Source organism: Micromonospora sp. NPDC000663, from assembly GCF_042898105.1.
Taxonomy (GTDB): Bacteria; Actinomycetota; Actinomycetes; order Mycobacteriales; family Micromonosporaceae; genus Micromonospora.
The window spans coordinates 352411-373944 of the sequence record NZ_JBIAYR010000003.1 but is presented as its reverse complement, the minus strand read 5'-3'; the positions used below and the strand labels follow the sequence as shown (position 1 = coordinate 373944).

General features: G+C 71.4%; 22 protein-coding genes. 15 read left to right on the top strand and 7 right to left on the bottom strand.

The annotated features are described in order from the left end of the window. Window positions 1-45: 45 nt before the first annotated feature. The 8 genes from ACFY1S_RS14010 to ACFY1S_RS13975 all read left to right on the top strand — a co-directional run bounded on the left by ACFY1S_RS14010 (window position 46) and on the right by ACFY1S_RS13975 (window position 5593). Window positions 46-453, top strand: a complete 408-nt coding sequence (locus ACFY1S_RS14010) for a hypothetical protein (protein WP_387116925.1) — start codon at window positions 46-48, stop codon at window positions 451-453. Between the two features lie 69 nt (window positions 454-522). Beyond that, a complete protein-coding gene (locus ACFY1S_RS14005) occupies window positions 523-1377 on the top strand; it encodes a hypothetical protein (RefSeq protein WP_387116922.1) in 855 nt (284 codons plus the stop codon). An 82-nt stretch (window positions 1378-1459) separates the two neighbouring features. Beyond that, complete coding sequence (locus ACFY1S_RS14000; RefSeq protein ID WP_387116919.1) at window positions 1460-2041, top strand: DUF4178 domain-containing protein; 582 nt, start codon at window positions 1460-1462, stop codon at window positions 2039-2041. Between the two features lie 92 nt (window positions 2042-2133). Beyond that, window positions 2134-2910 (top strand): hypothetical protein, encoded by a 777-nt coding sequence (locus ACFY1S_RS13995; RefSeq protein ID WP_387116916.1) that lies wholly within the window; start codon window positions 2134-2136, stop codon window positions 2908-2910. A gap of 72 nt (window positions 2911-2982) precedes the next feature. Further along, window positions 2983-3645: a hypothetical protein gene (locus ACFY1S_RS13990; protein ID WP_387116913.1), complete on the top strand. Its 663-nt coding sequence runs from the start codon at window positions 2983-2985 to the stop codon at window positions 3643-3645. Further along, entirely contained in the window at window positions 3642-4451 is an 810-nt protein-coding gene (locus ACFY1S_RS13985; RefSeq protein WP_387116910.1) for an SDR family NAD(P)-dependent oxidoreductase, read from the top strand. Before ACFY1S_RS13990 ends, ACFY1S_RS13985 begins: the two co-directional genes overlap by 4 nt. Before the next feature lie 167 nt (window positions 4452-4618). Continuing rightward, the gene (gene pyrE, locus ACFY1S_RS13980) at window positions 4619-5158 is read left to right on the top strand and encodes an orotate phosphoribosyltransferase (protein ID WP_364369798.1); all 540 of its coding nucleotides are present in this window, start codon (window positions 4619-4621) and stop codon (window positions 5156-5158) included. 57 nt (window positions 5159-5215) lie between these two features. Beyond that, entirely contained in the window at window positions 5216-5593 is a 378-nt protein-coding gene (locus ACFY1S_RS13975) for a helix-turn-helix transcriptional regulator (protein WP_030332125.1), read from the top strand. Between the two features lie 170 nt (window positions 5594-5763). Here ACFY1S_RS13975 and ACFY1S_RS13970 read toward each other — a convergent pair whose 3' ends face one another. Continuing rightward, window positions 5764-6546 carry a DedA family protein gene (locus ACFY1S_RS13970; protein WP_387117669.1) on the bottom strand — a complete coding sequence of 261 codons (783 nt, stop codon included), beginning with the start codon at window positions 6544-6546 and terminating at the stop codon, window positions 5764-5766. Between the two features lie 164 nt (window positions 6547-6710). Next, window positions 6711-8270, bottom strand: coding sequence for an LPXTG cell wall anchor domain-containing protein (locus tag ACFY1S_RS13965; RefSeq protein ID WP_387116906.1), 1560 nt, complete (start codon window positions 8268-8270; stop codon window positions 6711-6713). A 183-nt stretch (window positions 8271-8453) separates the two neighbouring features. On the opposite strand from ACFY1S_RS13965, the gene ACFY1S_RS13960 reads away from it, so the two are divergent. Together ACFY1S_RS13960 and ACFY1S_RS13955 are read left to right on the top strand one after the other, a co-directional pair. Then, window positions 8454-8939: a SigE family RNA polymerase sigma factor gene (locus tag ACFY1S_RS13960; protein WP_387116903.1), complete on the top strand. Its 486-nt coding sequence runs from the start codon at window positions 8454-8456 to the stop codon at window positions 8937-8939. Then, window positions 8936-10000 (top strand): LCP family protein, encoded by a 1065-nt coding sequence (locus ACFY1S_RS13955; protein ID WP_387116900.1) that lies wholly within the window; start codon window positions 8936-8938, stop codon window positions 9998-10000. The genes ACFY1S_RS13960 and ACFY1S_RS13955 overlap by 4 nt, the downstream gene beginning before the upstream one ends. 60 nt (window positions 10001-10060) lie before the next feature. Here ACFY1S_RS13955 and ACFY1S_RS13950 read toward each other — a convergent pair whose 3' ends face one another. Both ACFY1S_RS13950 and ACFY1S_RS13945 read right to left on the bottom strand, forming a co-directional pair. Continuing rightward, window positions 10061-11632 carry an LPXTG cell wall anchor domain-containing protein gene (locus ACFY1S_RS13950; RefSeq protein WP_387116898.1) on the bottom strand — a complete coding sequence of 524 codons (1572 nt, stop codon included), beginning with the start codon at window positions 11630-11632 and terminating at the stop codon, window positions 10061-10063. A 143-nt stretch (window positions 11633-11775) separates the two neighbouring features. Next, window positions 11776-11988 carry a hypothetical protein gene (locus ACFY1S_RS13945; protein WP_364369779.1) on the bottom strand — a complete coding sequence of 71 codons (213 nt, stop codon included), beginning with the start codon at window positions 11986-11988 and terminating at the stop codon, window positions 11776-11778. A 125-nt stretch (window positions 11989-12113) separates the two neighbouring features. On the opposite strand from ACFY1S_RS13945, the gene ACFY1S_RS13940 reads away from it, so the two are divergent. Then, window positions 12114-12497 (top strand): phage holin family protein, encoded by a 384-nt coding sequence (locus ACFY1S_RS13940; RefSeq protein ID WP_387116894.1) that lies wholly within the window; start codon window positions 12114-12116, stop codon window positions 12495-12497. Window positions 12498-12632: 135 nt separating this feature from the next. Then, a complete protein-coding gene (gene fbaA / locus ACFY1S_RS13935; RefSeq protein ID WP_357990736.1) occupies window positions 12633-13658 on the top strand; it encodes a class II fructose-bisphosphate aldolase in 1026 nt (341 codons plus the stop codon). A gap of 57 nt (window positions 13659-13715) precedes the next feature. Here the strand turns inward: fbaA and ACFY1S_RS13930 are convergent, their stop codons facing one another. Next, on the bottom strand, window positions 13716-14909 hold the full coding sequence (locus ACFY1S_RS13930) for an LOG family protein (protein ID WP_387116890.1): 1194 nt from the start codon (window positions 14907-14909) through the stop codon (window positions 13716-13718). Window positions 14910-15157: 248 nt separating this feature from the next. On the opposite strand from ACFY1S_RS13930, the gene ACFY1S_RS13925 reads away from it, so the two are divergent. After that, the gene (locus tag ACFY1S_RS13925) at window positions 15158-15586 is read left to right on the top strand and encodes a DUF3151 domain-containing protein (RefSeq protein ID WP_357990730.1); all 429 of its coding nucleotides are present in this window, start codon (window positions 15158-15160) and stop codon (window positions 15584-15586) included. 43 nt (window positions 15587-15629) lie between these two features. Here the strand turns inward: ACFY1S_RS13925 and ACFY1S_RS13920 are convergent, their stop codons facing one another. Both ACFY1S_RS13920 and ACFY1S_RS13915 read right to left on the bottom strand, forming a co-directional pair. Beyond that, window positions 15630-17939, bottom strand: a complete 2310-nt coding sequence (locus tag ACFY1S_RS13920) for a MinD/ParA family protein (RefSeq protein ID WP_387116886.1) — start codon at window positions 17937-17939, stop codon at window positions 15630-15632. A gap of 69 nt (window positions 17940-18008) precedes the next feature. Then, complete coding sequence (locus ACFY1S_RS13915) at window positions 18009-19019, bottom strand: diacylglycerol kinase family protein (RefSeq protein WP_387116883.1); 1011 nt, start codon at window positions 19017-19019, stop codon at window positions 18009-18011. A gap of 124 nt (window positions 19020-19143) precedes the next feature. Between ACFY1S_RS13915 and ACFY1S_RS13910 the strand changes: the two genes are divergently transcribed. Together ACFY1S_RS13910 and ACFY1S_RS13905 are read left to right on the top strand one after the other, a co-directional pair. Then, window positions 19144-20433 carry an adenylosuccinate synthase gene (locus ACFY1S_RS13910; protein ID WP_387116880.1) on the top strand — a complete coding sequence of 430 codons (1290 nt, stop codon included), beginning with the start codon at window positions 19144-19146 and terminating at the stop codon, window positions 20431-20433. 152 nt (window positions 20434-20585) lie between these two features. Beyond that, window positions 20586-21527, top strand: coding sequence for a hypothetical protein (locus ACFY1S_RS13905; protein ID WP_387116877.1), 942 nt, complete (start codon window positions 20586-20588; stop codon window positions 21525-21527). The last annotated feature ends 7 nt before the right edge of the window (window positions 21528-21534 follow it).

Below are 21534 nucleotides of genomic sequence, written 5' to 3'. Positions count from 1 at the left end.
GGGCGTCTGCAGATGACGCAAACCTCTTGATCAACAGGGTGGGAGGTGGACGATCGGGGAAAGGGTGAGGGCATGTTCGGGATGCGGAAAGCGTGGGAACGGGACCTCGGTGCGGCCGTCGACCAGTTGGTGTCGGCTGACACGCTCGCCTTCGGCGGTGTCGGCATCGCCAACACGCTGCTGCCGGTCACCGAGGCGTACCACCGGGTCGAGGCCGCCCTCGCCGACCACCCCGAGGAGGTACGCCGACAGCTCGACCGGGTGCTGGCCGACGGCACACCCGCCGGCCGGGCGTACGCGGCCACGCTGCTGGAACGGCTCGATCCGGCGGCGGCCCGGGCGGCGTGGACGTCGCTGCGGGACGACCCGACCGAGTTCACCACGTTCGTCGGGTGCGTGATGGACCGCGAGACCCTCGGGAACTACGCCACCCAGCGCCTCACCGCAGCATGATCCATTCGCCGGTCGGGGCTGTCCGATCGGTCCTGCCGGCGGCTGATGACCCGCCGTACGTTGCGAGCCATGAGTCCGCCCGCCACCGCGATCCGTCCACCCCGGCCCGCCACCGTGACCATCGCCTTCTGGCTGCAACTCACCGTGGTGCTGGTCCTGCTCGGCCTGGCCGCGCTGGCCGCCGCCGAGGCGGTGCACTTCGACAGCCAGATCGACCGCGCGGTGCGACTGGTGCCGGACGCCGACCCGGCCGAGGTGGCCGGGGAACGGCAGGGCAACGTCGCCATGGCGCTGATCTTCGGCATACCGGCGGTGCTGCTCGCGGTGTGGCTGGCGGTGACCGCCGCCCCGGTCCGACGGGGCGCCAACGTCGCGCGGATCCTGGTCTTCGTCGCCAGTGGCACGCAACTGCTCGTCTGCTTCGCCCAGTGCTGTTCCGGCGGGTTCCTCGTGCCCCTGCTGACCACCGCCGAGATGGAGACGGAGCCGCCGGCGGAGTGGGACGCGGAATGGGAGACCTCCACGTTCTTCGACACGCTCTACGCCGGCACCGACCCCTGGGACGACCTGTTCTTCCCGGCGGCGGGTCTGGGCGTACTCACCGTCCTGACGCTCACCACGGCGGTGGTCCTGCTACTGGCCCTGCCGCCCGCGAACCGCTGGTTCGTGCCGGCGACCGCACCCGCCGAGGCGCCCACCGTCCCCTGGACGATGCCCGTTCTGACCTGCGCCCCGACCGGTTACGGCTATCCGGGCGTCCCACTGGTGCCGCCCGGTGCGGGTGTGCCGGGCTTCCTGCCGCCGGGCCAGCCGGTCCCGCCCGGCTACCTCATCTGCCCCGACCCAAGCGCACACCTCGCCCCGGGTACGACGCCCGAACCGCCGGCGGTGGCACCGGACGACGCACCCGACGGCCCCCGCTAGCTGAGCTGTCGGCCACAGCACGGCCCTCGCAGGTGCCGAGGATTGTTAACGTCTGCGCCGACGTACCTGGGGAGGTGGTCGGGTGGACGCGCTGGTGACGTCCCTGGTGGCGGGCGGGGTGCTCGCGGCGGTGGTGGCCGTCGTGCGGGCCCGACGGGCGGCGACGGCCCGGCCCGGCGGCCGGCCGGCGGAGGCGCCGACCGGCGGCCCGCACCGCCTGGCCCTGGGCGACCGCGTGCGGATCCGCCAACAGGAGTACGTCGTCAGCGGCACCATCCGCCTCGTCGAGGGGGACTGGAGCTGGGTGCAGCACCTGCTCGACGACGGGTCCGGCGGTCGACGCCGGCTCTCCGTCGAGGATGGCCCCGAGTTGGAGCTGGTGCTCTGGACGGCCGAGCCCGGCGCGAAGGTCAGCCCGGGCGCCCCGACGATCGACCTCGACGGACGGCGGTACACCTGGTCCGAGACCGGGCAGGCGCGCTACACCGCCATCGGTGAGACCGAACTTCCGTCGGCCGGGACGATGCGTTACCACGACTACCAGTCCGGCGGCGCCGCGCGACTCTCCTTCGAGGCGTACGGCGAGGAGGGCTGGCGGGTCGCCCGCGGCGACCTGCTCGACCCGGCCGAGCTGGCGATCCGACCCACCACCGAGGGGCACTGAGCCCGGTCGGGCGGGGACGCGCCGGCCCGCCACGGCATGCCCCGGTGGCCGGTTGTCGATACGGTGTGGGCGCGATCTAGGGAAGGAGAATCGTGGTCGATACCCAGAGCACGCCGGCCCGTCAGCGGCCATCCATCGTGACGATTTCCAGCTATCTGCTTTTCCTGTTCCTCGCGTGCCAGGTGATCAGCCTGATCATCACGCTCGCCACCATCGGCAAGACGCGGGACGCGATCCGCGACGCGTACGCGGGCAGTTCCATTCAAAATCCCGACCAGGTGGCGGATGTCTTCTTCGCCATCGGTATCGGGAGCGGCATCCTGCTGCTGCTGCTCGCGATCGTGCTGGGCGTGCTGGCCCTGTTCAACAACCAGGGCCGCAACGGCTCCCGGATCACCACCTGGATCGTCGGCGGCATCATGATCTGCTGCACGGGTGGCGGCCTCATCAGTGGTGCGGCCGGCAGCTTCACCAGCGGTGGGGACACCGCCGGTGGGCCGAGCGGCGAGGAGGTCCAGCGCCGCATCGAGGAGGCTGTGCCGTCCTGGGTCACCCCGGTCAGCCTGCTGCTGGGTGTGGTCAGCCTGCTCGCCCTTCTCGCGGCGTTGATCCTGCTGGCGCTGCCGAAGGCCAACGAGTTCTTCCGTAAGCCCGCCGTTGGCTGGGAGCCGCCGACGCCGGGGGCCAGCTACCCGGGGTACCCGCAGACTCCCGGGCAGTCCGGTCAGCCGGGTTACCCGTCGACCGGCGAGCCGGGCTACCCGTCGACGCCGGGCCCGGTGCAGCCGAGCACGCCGCCGTCCAGTGCGGACCGGCCGGACGACACTCCGCCGGCCGACCGTCCCGGCACGACCCCGCCGTCGAGCTGACGGCTCGATAAGCACGACGCCGACGATCCCTCCGAGTAGGTTGCAACCCGACGCCTACCGGAGGGATTCGTCGTGTCGTACCCCGAATCGGCACCGGCCCGACGGCCCGCCGTGGTCCTGCTGGCCACGGCGGTGCTGTTGGTGATGGCTGTCGCCGCGCTCGCGTACACCGTCGTCGACCTGGCGGTGTTGGGGCGGACTGTCGACGCGTTCCGCTCGGCCGCCCGGAACACGTCGGCGAACCCGCAGCAGATCGACGAGGTGGCGACGCTGTTGCGGTTGTCCACGGTGCTGACGGCTGTGGTGGCGGCGTTCTCCGCGGTCCTGATGGCCGGCCTGGCACTGGCGCTGCTCACCGGTAGGCGTGGCGTTCGGGTGGCCACCTGGGTCGTCTGCGGGCTCGGCCTGCTCGCCGGCTGTTGCAGCGTGGCTGTGCTCGTCGGTGAGCGCGCCGCGCCGCTGCGGCTCGGCGACGGTGAACGGGCCACGGCGGAGCTGCTGGGCCTGATCGCGGACGCGTACCCGTCGTGGTGGATTCCCGTCAACGCCGGTCTTTCCGTGGGGCAGGGCCTCGGTTACCTTGTGGTAGCTACGTTGCTGGCACTGCCGGCGGCGAACGCTTGGTTCGGTCGACACCGCCCGTCGGGGCCGACCGCGCCAGCCGCTCCGCCCGGGTTCCCACCCGCACCGCACCAGCCGCCGCCCCGTATCCGCCCAGGTGAGGACCGCCCGTGACGCTCGACCCCGCGACCGCCGAGCGACGGGCCCTGATCACCGGCGCGACAGCCGGCATCGGTGCGGCGTTCGCTCGACGGCTCGCCTCCGACGGTTGGCACCTGGTGCTGGTCGCCCGGGACGCGGGCCGGCTGACGGAGTTGGCTGCCGAGTTGGGGTCCCGGCACGGCCACGACGTGGAGACGCTGTCGGCGGACCTGTCCACCGACGACGGCTGCGACGCCGTCGAGCATCGGCTGAGCAGCGGCAGCCCGGTGCACCTTTTGGTGAACAACGCCGGCATCAGCCTCAACAAACCGTTCCTCCGCTCCACGGCCGAGGACGAGGCGCGCCTGCTGCGGCTCAATGTGCACGCCGTCATGAGACTGACCCTCGCAGCGCTGCGACCGATGACCGAACGGCGCGCCGGGGCAGTGATAAATGTCTCTTCCGTTGCGGGTTTTGGCGCGGTGATGCCGGGATCGACGTACTCGGCCAGCAAGGCGTGGGTCACCAACTTCAGCGAGTCTGTGGGCCAGTCGGCGCGGCCGTACGGGGTGCGGGTGATGGCCCTCTGCCCCGGCTACACCCGCACCGAATTCCACAAGCGGGCCGGCATCAACATGTCGAAGACACCTGAGTGGATGTGGCTGAAAGCCGAGGACGTGGTCGACGAAGCCCTACGTGACCTGGGCAAAGGCAAATTGGTAAGCATCCCGGCGTGGAAGTACAAGATGGCCGTCGCCGGTCTGCGCCACGCGCCGCGCCGGCTGCTCCAGGTGGTCGCGCGGGACACCCGCGGCCGGATCGGTCGCGACGAAAGCTGAGCGCCGCACCCGCCCGACGCCCGGTCGCCGCCATGACAACGTTGGCGCGCCGCAATCGAGCCGATCGCTCAGCGTAGTCATACATCGCCAACCATCGGTCCCTCGTCAGCCTGAACGGGGTGGGCCGTCCACACGGCGTCCAGACTTGCGCAGTAACCTCTATCGCCATGGGGGACCACGACGACCTGCGTAAATTCATTACCGACCTGGCTGTGGTGCACGGACGGGTCGTGCTGTCCTCGGGGCGCGAGGCAGACTGGTACGTCGATCTGCGACGTGTCACGCTCCATCACCAGGCCGCTCCGTTGGTCGGTCGAGTGCTGCTCGACCTCACCGCCGACTGGGAGTACGACGCCGTCGGCGGACTCACCCTGGGCGCGGACCCTGTCGCGCTCTCGATGCTGCATGCCGCCGCTCCGACCGGTCGCGCTCTGGACGCCTTTGTGGTGCGCAAGGCGGGCAAGGCGCACGGTCTGCAGCGGCGGATCGAGGGACCGGAGGTGGCCGGCCGCCGCGTGTTGGCGGTGGAGGACACGTCCACGACGGGCGGAAGCGTTATGACCGCGGTCGAGGCGCTACGTGAGGCCGGAGCGGAAGTCGTGGGTGTGGCGGTTATTGTTGATCGAGGCGCCGGCGACGCGGTGCGAGCCGCCGGATTGCCGTACCGGGCGGCCTATACGTTGGCTGACCTCGGCCTTGTGGCGTAAAAATTTGCCGATTCGGATCTGCTGATATGCAGGCGGATCGATGCTGCTGGTGGAAGGATGGAATACGTGGGAACTGCGTTGGCCGAAATGACTATGCCTCAGATCTCGCCGCTTAACGGCGAGCCGATCGAACGTGCCGATGCCGAGCGTCTCGCGGGGGTCCTCAAGGCCCTCGCCGATCCTGCTCGGCTGCGGCTGCTCAGCCTGATCCAGTCGGCCCCCGAGGGCGAGGCGTGCGTCTGTGACCTGACCGCACCCCTCGGCCTCTCCCAGCCGACGGTCAGTCACCACCTGCGCATCCTCACCGAGGCTGGCTTGCTGCAGCGGGAGAAGCGCGGTGTCTGGGCGTACTACAGCCTGGTCCCGAGTGCGATCGCGACGATCGCGGACCTGCTGACCCCGCCGCGCAAGCGGGCCACCAAGAAGGCCCGCTGACGTAGGCGCTGCGCACCGTCCCACTCCGGGACGGTGTCCGGTGGCGAGCCAGGGGTGGCGCCACCGGTCACTGATACCTGCTCGTCCCCGGCCGCACCGCCGGAGGCCGGGTCCGACGTGCCGACGGCCGACCCCCGCACCAGGGGGCCGGCCGTCGTCGTACCCGATGCTCAGCGGCCCTGGCCGTGCTCCGGCCGCCGCCGGTCGTGCTCGTCGTCGTGGTCGAACGCCTCGCGGACCGCGTCCACCGCACCCGCGGCGCTGGCCGCCGCGACCACGGCGACCGCCTCGCCGCGCTTACGGGCCCGCCTGTCACGCAGGAACTCGAAGAAGATCGGCAGCACCGAGAGCACGATGATCAGGGCCACCACCGGCAGGATGTAATGGTCGATCTTGTCGCCGATCGCCTGGTAGATCCGGTCGGCAAGCAGGTAGCCGATCAGCAGGATGCCGTCCACCCAGAGCACCGCGCCGACGATGTTCCAGATGAGGAACTGCCGCGCCGGCATGCCCAGCGCACCGGCGACCGGGTTGAGGAAGGTGCGGACGATCGGGATGAAGCGCGCCAGCACCACTGCCTTGGCCGGGCCGAACTTCTGGAAGTAGTACTCGGCCTTCTCGACGTACTCCTTCTTGAAGAACCGCGAGTTCGGCCGCTCGAACATCGGTCGCCCGTACCGCGATCCGAGCCAGTGCCCCAGCTGGGCACCGACGATCGCGCAGATCGGCCCACCGATCAGCAGGCCGGCCAGAGAGAGCCGGGTGCCGTCACCGAAGATGGCGTCCGCCACCGGCGAAGCCGCCACGCCGGCGAGGAACAGCAGCGAGTCCCCCGGGAAGAAGAAGCCCACCAGCAGGCCGGTCTCGGCGAAGAGGATCACCCAGACGCCGATCAGCCCGAAGGTCTGCAACAGCTCCTTGGGGTCGAGCGGGTTCAGGGCGACGCTCTCCATGAGAGCGCGGGTCGTCTCAGCTGTGTCCACGGCCACAAAGGGTACCGAAGGCGCCGCCTCGGGCCGCGCCGGACCGGGCCTTCCCACCCACCCGCGCCGTCGTCGCAGACGACGGTACCCCGCCGACCTGGTGGTCGACGGGGCACCGGTTGGTACGGGATGGATCAGGCGACGAAGCGGGTCCGGCGACGCTTGGCCACCAGGTAGCCGCCGACACCCGCGGCGAGCAGCAGCGCGCCGATACCGGCGATCAGGCCGGTGGACTCACCGGTGATCGGCAGCGCGCCACCGTCACCGCCGCCCTCGCCGCCGGTGGCCGCGTTCACCAGGATCTTGGCAGTGTCGTTGGCCGGTTTGAGGTCGGCATAGAAGCCGCCCTCGCACTCGCACGGCACGTTGACTTTGACGGTGCCGCTGGCGTTGGCGACCACCTTGTCGATGCGGAACGAGAACTCGCCGGTCAGCTCCTCACCAGCCGGGGCGAACGGCCCCGGGTAGCAGCGGTACGCGGCGGCACCGGGCGTGCCCGCCTCGTCCCACTCGGCGTTGTTGCCGGCGCGCGGTGCGCACTCGATCGGCACCTCGATGGCCGTGGTGCCGGTCGGAACCGTCACGTCGATGTAGGTCACCTGGGAGTCGCTGCGGATGTAGTCAAGCGTTGCCGGACCGTTGTTCCGGAAGCCCAGCGGGGCGGTCAGGACCGCGCCCTTCTTACCGGTGAGCGTGGCACCGATGGCCTCCAGGTCGGCCCCGTTCTCGCCCGTCACATCGACCTGCAGAACACTTGTGTTGTTGTCGGGGTCGGTGTCGGTCTGCACGGCGCGAGCCGCGCGCGCGGTGGAGGCCGTCTTCAGCGACAGCGTCTTGCCGGTGCCCCGGCGAGCCTTCTCAGCGCCCGCCTCCTCCCGGACGCCGAGGAGGTCCTCGAAATCGGCCGGGGTCATGAACCAGGCGCCTCCGTACTCGCGGCCCGGCGCGTACGTGTCCTTGGCCAGCTCGTAGTTGAGCGTCGTCGACGCACCACCGGAGACGGGAATCTTCGCGTCGAACTCGCAGGCGAACAGGAAGTCCTCGGCGTAGAGGCAGTTGTCGAACCGCTCCCTGGTCCGGATGCCGTAGTCGTTGTCGAACAGCACCACGAAACCATCGATCTCGGTCGTGCCGGAGTTGAACACCGCGAGCGGAGCCTGGAACTTGCCGCCGGGCGCCGCCGTCGCCGTGGTGTCGGGGCCGGCCTGCAGGTCGACGCCCTGACCGACCCGGATGCGGGAGGTGTAGCTGGCGATCTGCTTGTCCGCGGTCTTGACGCTGATCTTCAACTCGCCGGTGTCGCCGGTGGCCGCCTTGTCGGTCGGCGCGATGACGATGTTGTTGAAGAAGCCGCCGTAGAGCTCGTCGACGGAGAGCGGGAGGTACTCGCGGCAGAGCAGTACGCCATCCCCGTCGGCCTCGCAGATGTCACTGCGTTCGCCGGCCAGGGTGATCTTGCCGGTCAGGCTGCGGTAGTCGTAGCGGACCGAGACGTCGTTGAGCACCGTGGACTCGTTGCTGTACAGCGACGGCGACCGCACGACGCCGGCCGAGTCGGCGGCAACTGTGACGTCCTGGAAGTAAAGATCGAACTCCGGGGCAGGATCGGCGACGGCCGGGCTGGCGGAGGCGGCGACGAACGCGCCTGCGACGCCCAGCCCGGCGAGCCAGCGCCGGGTGGAGTGGGTGAGCATGAGGGGGTTCCTCCAGTGCGGGGAAGATTCAGGGTGCAGCCCGTGGATCTTAAGGAATCCCTAAGGTTGCGCACCGCCCCGAGCATCGCCGGGAAGCCAACACGAGCCGAACGGTTGATCAGTGTCACCGCAACGTTCCGGCTACCCGCTCCCGTCATCTGAGGCAGGAGCCCGGGAGGTGCAGTGACGTACGAGGAGTTCGCGGACACGCGACTGGCACCGCTGCTGCGGTACGCGGTGATGCTCACCGGCGATCCGCACCAGGCGCAGGATCTGGTGCAGGAGACGATGGTCCGGGTCCAGTTGAACTGGCGGCGGATCGCCCGGGCGGACTCGCCCGAGCGGTACGTGCGCCGGATGCTCACCAACCAGTACGTCGACTGGAAGCGCGGCTCGTGGATGCGCCGGGTGCTCCTGCGCGGAGAGCCCGACGAGTCCGTGCGGGCGTCCGCCGACCACGCCCAGTCGGCAGTGGACCGGGACCAGGTCTGGTCCTGGCTGTCCCGGCTGCCGCGCCGCCAACGCGCGACCCTCGTGCTGCGGTACTACGAGGACCTGCCCGACGCCGAGATCGCCGAGATCCTCGGCTGTGCCGTCGGGACCGTACGTTCGTCCATCTCCCGGGCCCTGGCCACGCTCCGGGCCGAGTACGTGGAGGTTCGCTCATGATCGAGGATGACCTGCGTGCCGCCTTCGCTCGGCACGAGCCGCTGACCCCGCCGACGGGCCCGCTGCGGGCCGCGATCGACCGCCTGGTGGCGCGTCGGCGTCGCCGTCGGCGGCGGTGGCAGGCCGGTGGTGCGGCGTTGGCGCTGCTCGGCGTCCTGGGGATCGGGGTGCCCCTGTTGACCCCGGAGCGCGCCGGGCCGCCACCGGTCGCGGATCTGCTCGGGGAGTCCAGCCGACCGGCTCCGACGGGCGCCCTGAACATCCTGCTGCTCGGCCTCGACGGCGAAGGGCCGGAGGCGTCACGGTCGGACGCGCTGCTGCTGGTGCACATCCCGGCCGACCGCAGTCGCCCGTACCTGGTGTCGCTGCCACGTGACCTGGACGTGTCGATCCCGGGCCACGGCACGGACAAGTTGAACGCCGCGTTCCCGCTCGGTGCCGGGTTCAGCAGGCCGCAGGCCGCGAAGGGCTACGAGCTGACCCGCCGTACGGTGGCCGAGTTGACCGGCGTACGGGTGGACGCCGGCGTGGTGCTGACCTACTCCGCGGTGCGGACGTTTACCGACACCGTGGGCGGGGTGCCTGTGTGTCTGCCCGAGCAGGTGCGTTCGGTGCACACGAAGCGCGTCTTCCCGGCCGGGTGTCAGCGTCTCGGCGGAGCCGCGGCGGTCGACCTGCTGCGTCAGCGCTACGGCCTGCCGAACGGCGGCCAGGACCGGGAACGCAACGCCCGGCTCTTCGCCGCCGGTCTGCTCCGGCAGGCCACCGACCAGGGTGTGCTCACCGATCCGGTACGCCTCGCCAGGCTGCTGGCCGCCGCCGGCCCGGACCTCGTGGTGTCACCCGACCGGGCCGCCGCGCTGGACCTGTTGCGGCTCGTCCCGGCGCTGCGGTCGGTCGAGCCGGTCGGGCTCAGCCTGCCGGTCGTCGAGCCGGCCGGACCTGCCTGGCACCTGCGCCTCGACCCGAAGGGTGCGCCCGAGTTCCTGGCCGCGCTGCGGGAGGACCGGCTCGGCGACTGGACGGCCCGCCACCCGAAGCGGGTCGACGCCGTCCGTTGAGGCGGTGTGCGGCGACGCGCCCCGCCGTCCAGATCTGGATGGCGGGGCGCCGCGCGGACGTCAGGCGTCGAACTGGGTCGTCCGACGCCGGGCGAGCAGGTAGCTGGCCACACCGGCGACGAGCAGCAGGCCACCGATGCCGGCGAGCAGACCGGTGGGGGCCCCGGTGATGGGTAGCGTGCCACCGTCACCGCCACCACCGCCACCGCCGTCACCCGGGCCACCGCCGGCGGCCCGCTCGTTGACCAGGATCGTGGCCCTGTCGTTGGCCGGCTTGATGTCGTCCCCGAAGCTGCCGCCGGCGGGGCATTCGCACGGCGCGTTGACCCGCACCGCACCCCGGGCGTTGGGGATGACCCTGTCGATGCGTAGCTGGAACTCCATGGTGTAGATCTTGCCTGCCACCAGGAGCATTTCCGAGGCGCACAGGTACGTCCGGGTGCCCTGGCGCAGGTGGCAACCGAGGGGGATCCGGACGGCCGTGGTGCCCGGCGGCAGTTCGACGTCCGTGTGGGTGGCGGCCTCGTAGTCCGCGTTCACCTTGTCGAGCGTCGCCGGGCCGTTGTTCCGGAAGCCGACGGTTGCCGTGACGACCGCGCCGACGCCGCCCTTGAGCGTGTCGCCGATGGCCGCGAGGTCGGTGCCGTTCCTGCCGGTGATCTTGACGTCCCACCCGGTGTAGTCGAAGCCGGGGCCGACGTCGGTCTGGTCGGCCTGCCGCATCCTGCCGGGAGCCTCGGCCAGGGTCAGCTTCGCGCCGCCGCCACGGGTAGCCGCCCGGGCGCCGACGGCGTCGCGTACCCGGCCCAGGTCCTCGAAGTCGGCCTTGGTCATGAACTGGGCGTAGCCGGACTGGTTGCTCGGGGCGTAGGTGTCCCTGGCGAGTTGGAAGTCCAACGTGGTGCCGACTGCCTGGCCGACCGGGATCTCCTCGTCGAACTGGCAGGAGAGCAGGTGGTCGCCCGAGTAGAGGCAGTTGCTGAACCGGTCCGTGGCCCGGAACGAGTAGCGCAGGTCGAAGACCGCGACGAAACCCTTGACGGTCGTGGCGCCGACGTTGGCCACGACAAGCGGAAGCGTGACAGTTCCGCCAGGCGTGGCGGAGTGGTCGGTGAACGGACCGCCGGCAAGGTCGACCCCCTCGCCGATGCGGACCTGCGAGGTGTAGCTGCCGCGCTGCCCGCCGGCAGCCTCGAAGCTGACCGCGATGTCGCCGGAGTCGCCGAGCTGCGCGTCGTCGGTGGCGGCGATGCGTACCCGCTCGGCCACGCCGCGGTGGATCCCGCTGCCCAGCGGCGGCAGTTCGCTGAGGTCGATGCCGAAGGGATCCTCGCAGACCAGGACACCCGGCTCCGGCGCTGTGCACGTCTGACCGTCGGCCGGGGCAACAGTGATCTTGTTGGCCAGGGAGCGGTAGTCGTACCGCAGGGAGACGTCGGTGAGGACCGTCGACCGGTCGGCGAACAGGAACAGCCGGCGGGTGACCGGCGCCGCGCCGACGGCCAGCGTGGAGTCCTGGAAGTAGGGCTCGACAGTGGGTGCGGGGGCGGCCACGGCCGGGGTGACGGAGGCGGCGACCAACGCGCCTGCGGCGCCGAGGCCTGCCAGCCAGCGGATCGGGTGCTTGAACATGGGGGTCCTCCCGTGGAAAACGGTGGCGCCCGTCCAACCTAGGGAGACGGCGGCATCTCCGGTGGCTCTGGCGGATAGATGTCCGTCAAAAGGCCCGAACGGCCTGCCACCTCTGCCGCAACGGGCAGTGGGCCCCGCGGTGGTTAGCGGTAGTCGTCCTCGTCCCCGGTGACCACCCGGGCCTGCTCCATCGCGTCCCAGTCGTCGACCTCCAGGCCCCGCTGCGGCTCGCCGTCGACGTCGGCGGGGCCGACCACCGTGGCCTGCTCGACGGCGTCGGCCGGCTCCGCCTCGGGGTCACGCTCGTCCGCGGCGAGGTGGTCGCCGGGGGTGAAGTCCTCGTCGGGCTGACCCATCGTCCCTCCCGGGGGTCTCGGTGCACGGTCCCCACCCACCGTACGGGCTGTGCCGGCGGCACGCCCGGAAGCCGAGTCGGCGGAATCGCCCCCTCGGGGGTGCGCGCCGATGCCAGGATGGGGCCGTGGGCTTCCTCATTCGACTGGCGATCACCGCTGTCGCGTTGTGGATCACCACGCTGATCGTGCCCGGGGTGGACGTGAACGGCCGCTCGGGCCGCAACACGGTCCTCACCCTGCTCGTGGTCGCCCTGATCTTCGGCGTGATCAACGCGGTGCTCAAGCCCGTGATCAAGGTCGTCGGCTGCGTGTTCTACCTGCTGACCCTGGGCCTGTTCGCGCTGGTGGTCAACGCGCTGCTCTTCCTTCTCACCGACCGGATCGCCAGCGGGCTCGACCTGCCGTTCCAGGTGGACGGTTTCTGGCCGGCCTTCTGGGGAGCGATCGTGATGACAGTGGTCACCTGGCTGATCAGCGTCATCGTGCCGGACAACCTGGACCGCCGGTGAACGGCCGTACCCGGGTCGGTTGTTCCGACGCACCTCACCTACGGGATACTTCCGGGTGGAGGACAGCGCGGTCCGGCGCACACGTGAACAACAGCGGCCAGCACGGCCGAGAGTGGTAAGTAAGGAGCGCATCACATGCCCATCGCTTCCCCCGAGGCTTACGCGGAGATGCTGGACCGCGCCAAGGCTGGCCGGTACGCGTACCCCGCGATCAACGTGACCTCCTCCCAGACGCTGAACGCGGCGCTCAAGGGCTTCGCCGACGCGGAGAGCGACGGCATCATCCAGGTCTCCACGGGTGGCGCCGAGTACCTCTCCGGTCCCTCGATCAAGGACATGGTCACCGGCGCGGTCGCGTTCGCCGCGTACGCGCACGAGGTGGCCAAGAAGTACCCGGTCAACATCGCGCTGCACACCGACCACTGCCCGAAGGACAAGCTGGACGGGTTCGTGCGTCCGCTGATGGGCATCTCGCAGGAGCGGGTGAAGCGCGGCGAGCAGCCGCTGTACCAGTCGCACATGTGGGACGGCTCGGCCGTGCCGGTCGCCGAGAACCTCCAGATCGCCGCCCAGCTGCTCGACGAGGCCGCCAAGGGCAAGATCGTCCTTGAGATCGAGGTGGGCGTCGTCGGTGGCGAGGAGGACGGCGTCGAGAACGCCATCAACGACAAGCTCTACACCACCGTCGAGGACGGCCTGGCCATGGTCGAGGCGCTCGGCCTCGGCGAGAAGGGCCGCTACATGGCGGCGCTGACCTTCGGCAACGTGCACGGCGTCTACAAGCCGGGCAACGTCAAGCTCCGCCCGGAGATCCTGAACCAGATCCAGGAGGCGGTCGGCGCCAAGTACGGCAAGGACAAGCCGCTCAGCCTGGTCTTCCACGGTGGCTCCGGCTCCCTGCTCAGCGAGATCCGCGAGGCACTGGACTACGGCGTCGTGAAGATGAACATCGACACCGACACCCAGTACGCCTTCACCCGGCCCGTCGCGGACCACATGCTCCGCAACTACGACGGCGTGCTGAAGATCGACGGCGAGGTCGGCAACAAGAAGCAGTACGACCCGCGCACCTGGGGCAAGGCCGCCGAGGCCGGCCTGGCCGCCCGGGTCGTCGAGGCGTGCGAGCACCTGCGCTCCACCGGCACCACGATGGCCAAGTAACGACGTTCGACAGACGGCCGGCTCTCCAAACGGGGGCCGGCCGTCGCCGTCAGGTCGTCAGGTCGTCAGCAGGCGTACGGCCTCGCGGACGTCGTCGGTGAGGTGGATCGTCGCCGACAGGTCGCCGAACGGCGACGCCGCCAGCAGCGGGCGCAGCAACGCCTCCACCGGCAGCTCGGTGGTCCAGTAGCCACGATCCAGGAAGATGTACGCGCCGCTGGCCCCGTCGGTGCCGTAGTAGGTCTTCGTGGCCGCCTGGAACACCTCCTGCACGGTGCCCGCCCGCCCCGGGGCGAAGACGATGCCGCCCCGGGCGAGTCGCAGGATGGTGTCCTCGCGGATCGCGTTGGAGAAGTACTTGGCGATCCGGCCGGCGAACAGGTTCGCCGGCTCGTGCCCGTACAGCCAGGTCGGGATGGCCAGCCCACCGGCGCGCGCCCATCCGGCGTCGGTGCCACGCTGCCGGGGCACTCCCGCGTACCGCTGCCGAACCGCCAACGCCGCAGCCGTGTACCGGTGGTGGTCGGTGAAGTCGGGCGCCGCCGCCAGCAGGTCGATAGCCGCCGTCAGCTCCGCCCCCGGCTGGTCCGCCAGGTACGCGCCGAGGTTCGCCGCCTCCATCACGCCGGGCCCGCCGCCGGTCACCACCAGCCGGTCGGCCCGCGCCAGCTCCCATCCCAGCACGGCAGCCATCCGGTACGCCGCACTGCCGCGTCGCACCGCGTGCCCGCCCATGATCCCCACCACCGACTGCGGCCCGTACGCGGACAGCCAGGCCCGGGTGGCGTCGCCCAACGCGTTGTCGACGCCGTGGTCGTGCAGCCGCTGGCCGAGCGCCTCCTTGACGTCCGGCAGCGCGCCGCCGTGCGCCCGGTAGTGCTCGTACACCCGGGTGTCGTACATCCCGGCGAACCCGCCCTCGGCGAACCCCTCGGCCAGTTCCTCAGGGGTGTAGAGGTGCGTCGGCTGGGTCGGGTACGGCAGCCCGGAGAACGGCGGCACCACGTTCGCACCGCGCCGGACCAGGTCCGCGCCCACGTCCCGGGAGGCGAACCGGCAGCCCACGAAGAGGGTGCCCGCTACCTCGATGGCTGTCAGGTCGGGCACCGGGTCGAGGTCGAGGCGCAGCCCCTGCACGGTCAGGCCGGTCAGTCGGCCGGTGGCCAACTGCCTGTCGAACTCGTCGCGGGTCTGGATCTCGTCGGTGTGCAGATGCGGCTCGATGACGTCCGCGGGAGGTGGGGTCGGCACCCGGCAATCCTGCCCGCCCGCCGCCACCGGCCAAACCCGGGGCCGGCGGTGGCACGACAGGAGCCCGGTGGCCGTGGCCGCCGGGCTCCTGCGTAACCGGGTCCTGGGGAGGCTCCGGACCATTAGTTGTAATGGAAAACACCTGCCGGCGGCATAGGCCGCAGGCGTGAGCAAAGCCTCAGCCGTTCAGCCGAACGCGCCGGCCGACCCGCTCGCATGTCGCCCTGTCCAGCGGGTTGAATGGGGCGATGCAGAACCTTTTGCCAGAGCCACCGGCCACCCTCCTGCCCGCGCACGACGAGGCTGACGCCGCCCTGGCCGCCGCCGAGGAGGCCGGCACGGACGAGGCGTTCGCCGAGGTGGCGGCCCGTTTCCCGACCTACAGCGCGGCGTGGGCCGCGCTCGCGGCCCGGGCGTTCGCGCAGGGTCAGGTGGTGACGGGGTACGCGTACGCGCGCACCGGCTACCACCGCGGCCTGGACCAGCTGCGCCGCAGCGGCTGGAAGGGCCACGGCCCGGTGCCGTGGTCGCACGAGCCGAACCGGGGCTTCCTGCGCTGCCTGTACGTGCTCTCCCGGGCCGCCGACGAGATCGGCGAGGCCGACGAGGCGGCCCGATGCGCCCAGTTCCTGCGCGACTGCGACCCGTCGGCGGCGGACGCGCTGGCCAGCAACTGACACGTCCGAAGGCCGGCCCGACACCGGGCCGGCCTTCCGTGGGCTACAAACCTTCGGCGACCGCGGCAGCGATCTTGAGCCAGGCGTCCCGGGTGGCCGAGGAGAGCCCGCCGTACCGGATCGGCTCGCCGCTGTCGATGAGCCGCTCGTACGGGGCCAGCAGCACCGCCCGCGTACGGGCCGCGAAGTGCTCCTGGATCGCCGGCAGGTCGATCTCCTTGCGCGACGGCGGCATCGACACCACTGTCACCGCCTGCCGGACCAGCCGTTGCCTGCCGCTCTGCTCCAGGTGGTCGAGCATCCGGGCGGCGGTCTCCGCCGAGTCGTTACGGGCCGACATGGTGACCACCAACTGGTCGGTGGCGTCCATCGAGGCCTGCCAGTTCTGTGCCCGTACGTTGTTGCCGGTGTCCACGAAGATCAACTTGTAGAACCGGCTGACCACCTCGCGGATCTCGGCGAACGCGGCGGCCGTCAGCATCTCGCCGCCGGTGGCCGACTCGTCCGAGGCGAGCACGTCGAACATCCCCTCGCCCTGCGAGCGGACGTACTGCGACAGGTCACCGACCCGCCCGTGCGCACCCTGGAACTGCCCGAGGTCGCGCAGCATGTCCCGCACCGTGCGCGAGTGGAAGTCCTGCTGGGCCCGCATCCCCAGGGTGCCCTGCGTCTCGTTGTTGTCCCAGGCCAGCACGTAACCGCCGCGCTTCTGCCCGAACGTCATGGCGAGCAGAAGGATGGCCACCGTCTTTCCGGCACCACCCTTCGGGTTGACCACTGTCACCTGCCGCAGGCCACCGAAGTTGCGGCGCACCATCTCGATGTCCCGCTTGAGCTCCTGCTCGTGCCTGCCCGGCGACAGCCTCAGCAGACCCATCTTGTTGACCACCGCGCGTACGCCCATGGTCGCCACCGGCTCGGGCGGGCGGACCTGCCGGCGCCTCGCGAAGTCCTCGGCGGTCGGCGCGGCGGCGCTCTCCGGTGCCCAGGCGGCGTCCTGGTAGCCGGCGGCCGGCACCCGGGCCACCCCGTCCGCCTCCTGGTAGTGCTGCGGCGGCGGTGGCGGAGCTCCGGGCGTGCCCTGCTGCCACGGCGGGGGATACCAGCCCGGCGACGGCGGGAAGGGCCCCGGCGGCGGAGCCGCCGCACTCTGCTGGGGCACGGCCCCACCGTGCGGCGGGTCGCCGAACTGCGACGGGTCAGGTGGCGGCGGCAGCGGGACCTGGCCGGGGATCCCCGGGGAGTAGGTCTGAGCGGTGTAGGTCTGCCCCCCGCCGGCCTGCGGGCCGGCCGCGCCACCGGACTGCTGCTGCGGCACGGTGGGCGGCGGGGCGGGAATCGGGGGCGTCGCGGTGGACGCCTCGTCGGAGGTGGGCTCGGCAGCGCTGGCGGGTCGCTGCGGCGGGTACGCCCAGGGTGATTCGGCGGGCGGTCGCGCCGTTCCGACAGCTGGCCCGTCCTGCCCGGCCCCACCGCCCTGCGACGACTCCGGAGCGGCGGCGGCCGCAGCCGTCGGGCCGCCTGCCTGCGGGCCGGCCGGGCCTCCTGCGGTGGGGGCGCCGGCCTGCGGACCTGCCGGGGCGGCTGCTGTCGGGCCGCCCGCCTGAGGGCCTGCCGGGCCGGCCGGCGCGGGGGCAGACGCCGCCGGTTCGGCGCCGTTCGGGCTACCCGGGCCTGCGCTGTCGCCGGTGCCCGGGCTGTCGGCGGGCGCGGCGGACGCCGCCGGGCGGTCCAGGGAGAACGGCATGTCCAGGTCGACGCCGCCCGACCCGACGGGAGGGGCGGGAAGGGCCGAGCCCGATTCCGCCGGCGACGTCCCCGCGCCGGGGGCGGTGCTCGCCACCTCGGGGGTGCTGGCGACCGGGGCTACGGGGATGCCGGCAACGGCGGCTCCGGTGTTGTCCGGCTGGTCCCGGCCCGCTGGCCCGGCCGTGCCGTTCGGCGGCGCGGCCGGCACGTTCGGCACGTTCGGCGCGGGCGGGTCGGCCGGCGGCGGCCAACTCGGCTGCGCCGGCGCCCAGCCCGAGGTGGGGCCGTTGTTCCCCCACCCGCCCGGTGCCGGTACCGCACCGGTGAGCGACGGGTAGTCCGACGGCGACGGCGGAGGTAGCGCCGGCGCCCCGGGCTGCCCGGGAACCGGTGGGCGGCCGATCGGCGGCGTCGCCACCGGCGGAGTCACAGGCGACTGCGCGGTCGACGGCGGTGTACCCCTCTGCTCGACGACCGACGCCCACGGCGGCACCACGCCAGCCGCGCCCGGGTCTGCTGGATCCGGCGGCCAGAGCGGCTCGATGTCCCGCTCCGGCGCCGGCTGCTGGCCGGGCTTCCGCGCCCGGTCGGCGTTTTCGTCCATTACGGCCCTCCCCAGTCCTCCTGCGAGGATAGGCGCACCCGCCGACCGGGGCCGGTCGACGCAGCCGGGTCAGCTCGACCAGACCGCCCAGGCACCCGGTTCGATCCACCAGGACCGCTTCCGGGTCAGCTCACCCTCGACGCCGTCATCGAGGTAGGGCACCTTCTCCTCCCGGGGCAGCACCGACACGGCCCGCCCGCGAGCCCGGCGCACCTCCAGGCGTACCCGCTTGCGACCCAACGCCGAGCGGACCACCACCGGCACGGCCACCGCGACCTCGACCTGGCCGTCGGCCGGGTCCGGCGCGGCCAGCAGCGTCACGTCGTCGAGCGTCGCGTACCCGCCCGCGTTGCCGACCGCGCAGGCCAGCAGCGGTTCTTCACCGTTGGTGAGGATGGTGTCGTCCACCTCCACCCGGGCCCGCCAGTGCAGCGGCCGGCCCGCGTCGTCGGCGGCGCCGAGCAGAGCGCCGTCCAGGGTCACCGAGCCGCCGTCGTTGCGCAGCAGGTCCAGCCGGCGCGGCGTGCCGTCCAGCACCGCGGTGGCCACCGCCGCCGGGTCGCGCGGCAGACCGAGCTGCGCGGCCAGGTCCCGCTGGGTGCCGCCGCGCGCCGGGTCCAGCGGCAGGACGGCCACCGGCGGCAGGTCGGGCACGGTCCGGCCGTCGGGCAGGTCAGCCGGGCGGCGACTCGGCGCCGGCGCGTACCGCCGGACCAGCCGGCGCAGCACGGCGCGCAACTGCCCGTCGCTTGCCGTCGCGACGACCAGCCGGGTCTTGCTGTCCGGGTCGGGCCAGGTCAGGCCGTCCGGACGGGCCGGCCCGTCGAACAGCGCCAGCACCTCGTCGATCTCCGCGTTCGAGCGGGCGGTGACCGTCTGTACCCGGGCGCCGCGGGCGTTCAGCGCGTCGGCGCAGGCCAGCACGGGAACGCGGGGCCGATCGGTGGCGCAGTGTTCCGCGTCGCCGGCCCCCGGGGTCTTGTCGGACTCGGTCGAACCGCCGCAGCAGGCTCCGCCGCTGCCGCAGCCCCCGGAAGCGTCCCGCTCCGAATCGAGGGTGAGCAGCACCACGTCGTACACGGAAGGAGCCTCCTGCCTCTCGCCGCGACCCCTGCCGGCCGCGCCGTCACTACTTGTTAACCTGACACCCCGGGCTCGCCAACCGGTCGCCACCTGGCACCCGAGCCTTCTGGAGGCGGAAAAGATGCCAGCGATCGTGCTCCTCGGCGCTCAGTGGGGCGACGAGGGCAAGGGCAAGGTTACCGACCTGCTGGGTGAGCGGGTCGACTACGTCGTGCGCTACTCCGGCGGCAACAACGCCGGACACACCGTGATCACCCCGGACGGCCAGAAGTACGCGCTGCACCTGATGCCCTCCGGTGCGCTGTCACCCAGCGCGATGATCGTCATCGGCAACGGCGTGGTGGTCGACCCGAAGGTGCTGCTCGCCGAGATCGACGGCCTCGCCGAGCGGGGCGTCGACGTGTCCCGGCTGCGGATCTCCGGTGACGCGCATCTCATCATGCCGCACCACCGCGCACTGGACCGCGTGGTCGAGCGGTACCTCGGTTCGTCCCGGATCGGCACCACAGGCCGCGGCATCGGCCCCGCGTACGGCGACAAGGTCGCCCGGATGGGCATCCGGCTCCAGGACCTGCTCGACCCGGGCATCCTGCGCAAGAAGCTGGAACTCGCGCTGCGCGAGAAGAACCAGATGCTGTTCAAGGTCTACAACCGCAAGGCCATCGACCTCGAGGCCACAGTCGAGGAGTACCTGGCGTACGCGGAGCGGCTCAAGCCGTACATCGCCGAGACCCGCGCCATGCTCTGGGACGCCCTGGACCGGGGCGAGACGGTGCTCCTGGAGGGCGCCCAGGCCACCATGCTGGACATGGACCACGGCACGTACCCCTTCGTGACCTCGTCCAACCCGACCGCCGGCGGTGCCTGCGTCGGCGCCGGCATCCCGCCCACCGCGATCAACAAGGTCATCGCGGTGAGCAAGGCGTACACCACCCGGGTCGGCTCCGGGCCGTTCCCCACCGAGCTGTTCGACGAGAACGGCGCGCACCTGCGCAAGATCGGTGCGGAGTACGGCACCACCACGGGCCGTGAGCGCCGCTGCGGGTGGTTCGACGCCGTCGTCGCCAGGTACGCCTGCCGCCTCAACGGCGTCACCGACCTGGTCATCACCAAGCTGGACGTGCTCACCGGGCTGGCCAAGGTGCCGATCTGCGTCGGCTACGAGATCAACGGCGTTCGGGTCGACGACATGCCGATGAGCCAGACGGACTTCCACCACGCCACGCCCATCTACGAGGAGCTGGACGGCTGGTGGGAGGACATCACCAAGGCCCGCACCGTCGATGAGCTGCCGGAGAACGCCCGCCGCTACATCGCCCGCATCGAGGAACTCTGCCGCACCCGCGTCAGCGTGATCGGCGTAGGCCCCGGCCGAGAAGAAAACGTAGTCCAACACCCCCTCCTCCCCTAACCCCCCGCCCCCGGGGGCCCTCCTCGTTGATCATGAGGTTGGCGGGCTATTCGATCTACCAACAGCCCGTCAACCTCATGATCACGCGTCGATCAGGCGCTGCTGTCCACAGGGGTGGTGGTGTTGGTCGGTGAGCGGCCAGCGTGGGCTTCGTGGACCGTGCAGACCTCGTTCGCTCGATTGCTGGCGCCCAGGATGGCCTGATAACCCGAGCGCAGGCGCTTCAGGCCGGCTTCAGTCGGCACGAGATCGACCACCTGGTGGCCATCAGTCGATGGCTGGCTCTCGCTCGAGCGGTCTATCTGACGGACAGCCGATGCGGCGATTCGCCTGGTCGTCGTTGCCGTATCCGGGCGGCCCTCCTCTCGCTGGGCACGAACGCTCACGCGGTGTTCGGCACCGCGGCCGAGTTGTACGGCATTGCCGGACTGCCACGTCGTGACGAGATTCATGTGGGGTTGCCGGGCAGGGCGGCGAAGCTGGCGCGGGTGTCGGATCCCGCGATCGTGTTGCACCAGCTCGAGCACCCTCCGGGCGCGGTGGTGCGGGTGAACGGGATCGCGGCCACGGAGCCCCGGCTGACGGTCTCCGAAATCATTCTGCGGGAGCACCGGTACGCGGCGGTGTCGGTGCTCGACTCGGCGCTCAACCAAGGTCTCCTCTCGCCCGAATCGCTGGCAGCGATTCCAGCGATGATCCGGGGTCGGCGCGGCGCGGTCGCGGCACGCGGCTACCTCGCCGAAGCGGATGGCCGGGCCCAATCTCCGTTGGAGACCCGCACCCGTCTACGATGCGTCGATGGGCGGGTTCCGCCAGACACGCTCCAGTTGGAAGTTCGCGACGCCGACGGATACCTGCTCGGCATCGGTGACCTGGGCTGGCGCGGTCCGAAGGTGATTGCCGAAGCTGACGGCCGGGACGCACACGGCTCGGCGGAGGCCATCTTCGCTGACCGCCGCAGGCAGAACCGCCTGGTCAACGCCGGCTGGACCATCCTCCGTTTCACCTGGCAGGACACTCTCCACCCCAACTACATCCCGCAGACAGTCCATCGTGCGATCGCCGCCGCTCGCATCCGTCGATCATGGGGTTGACGGACCG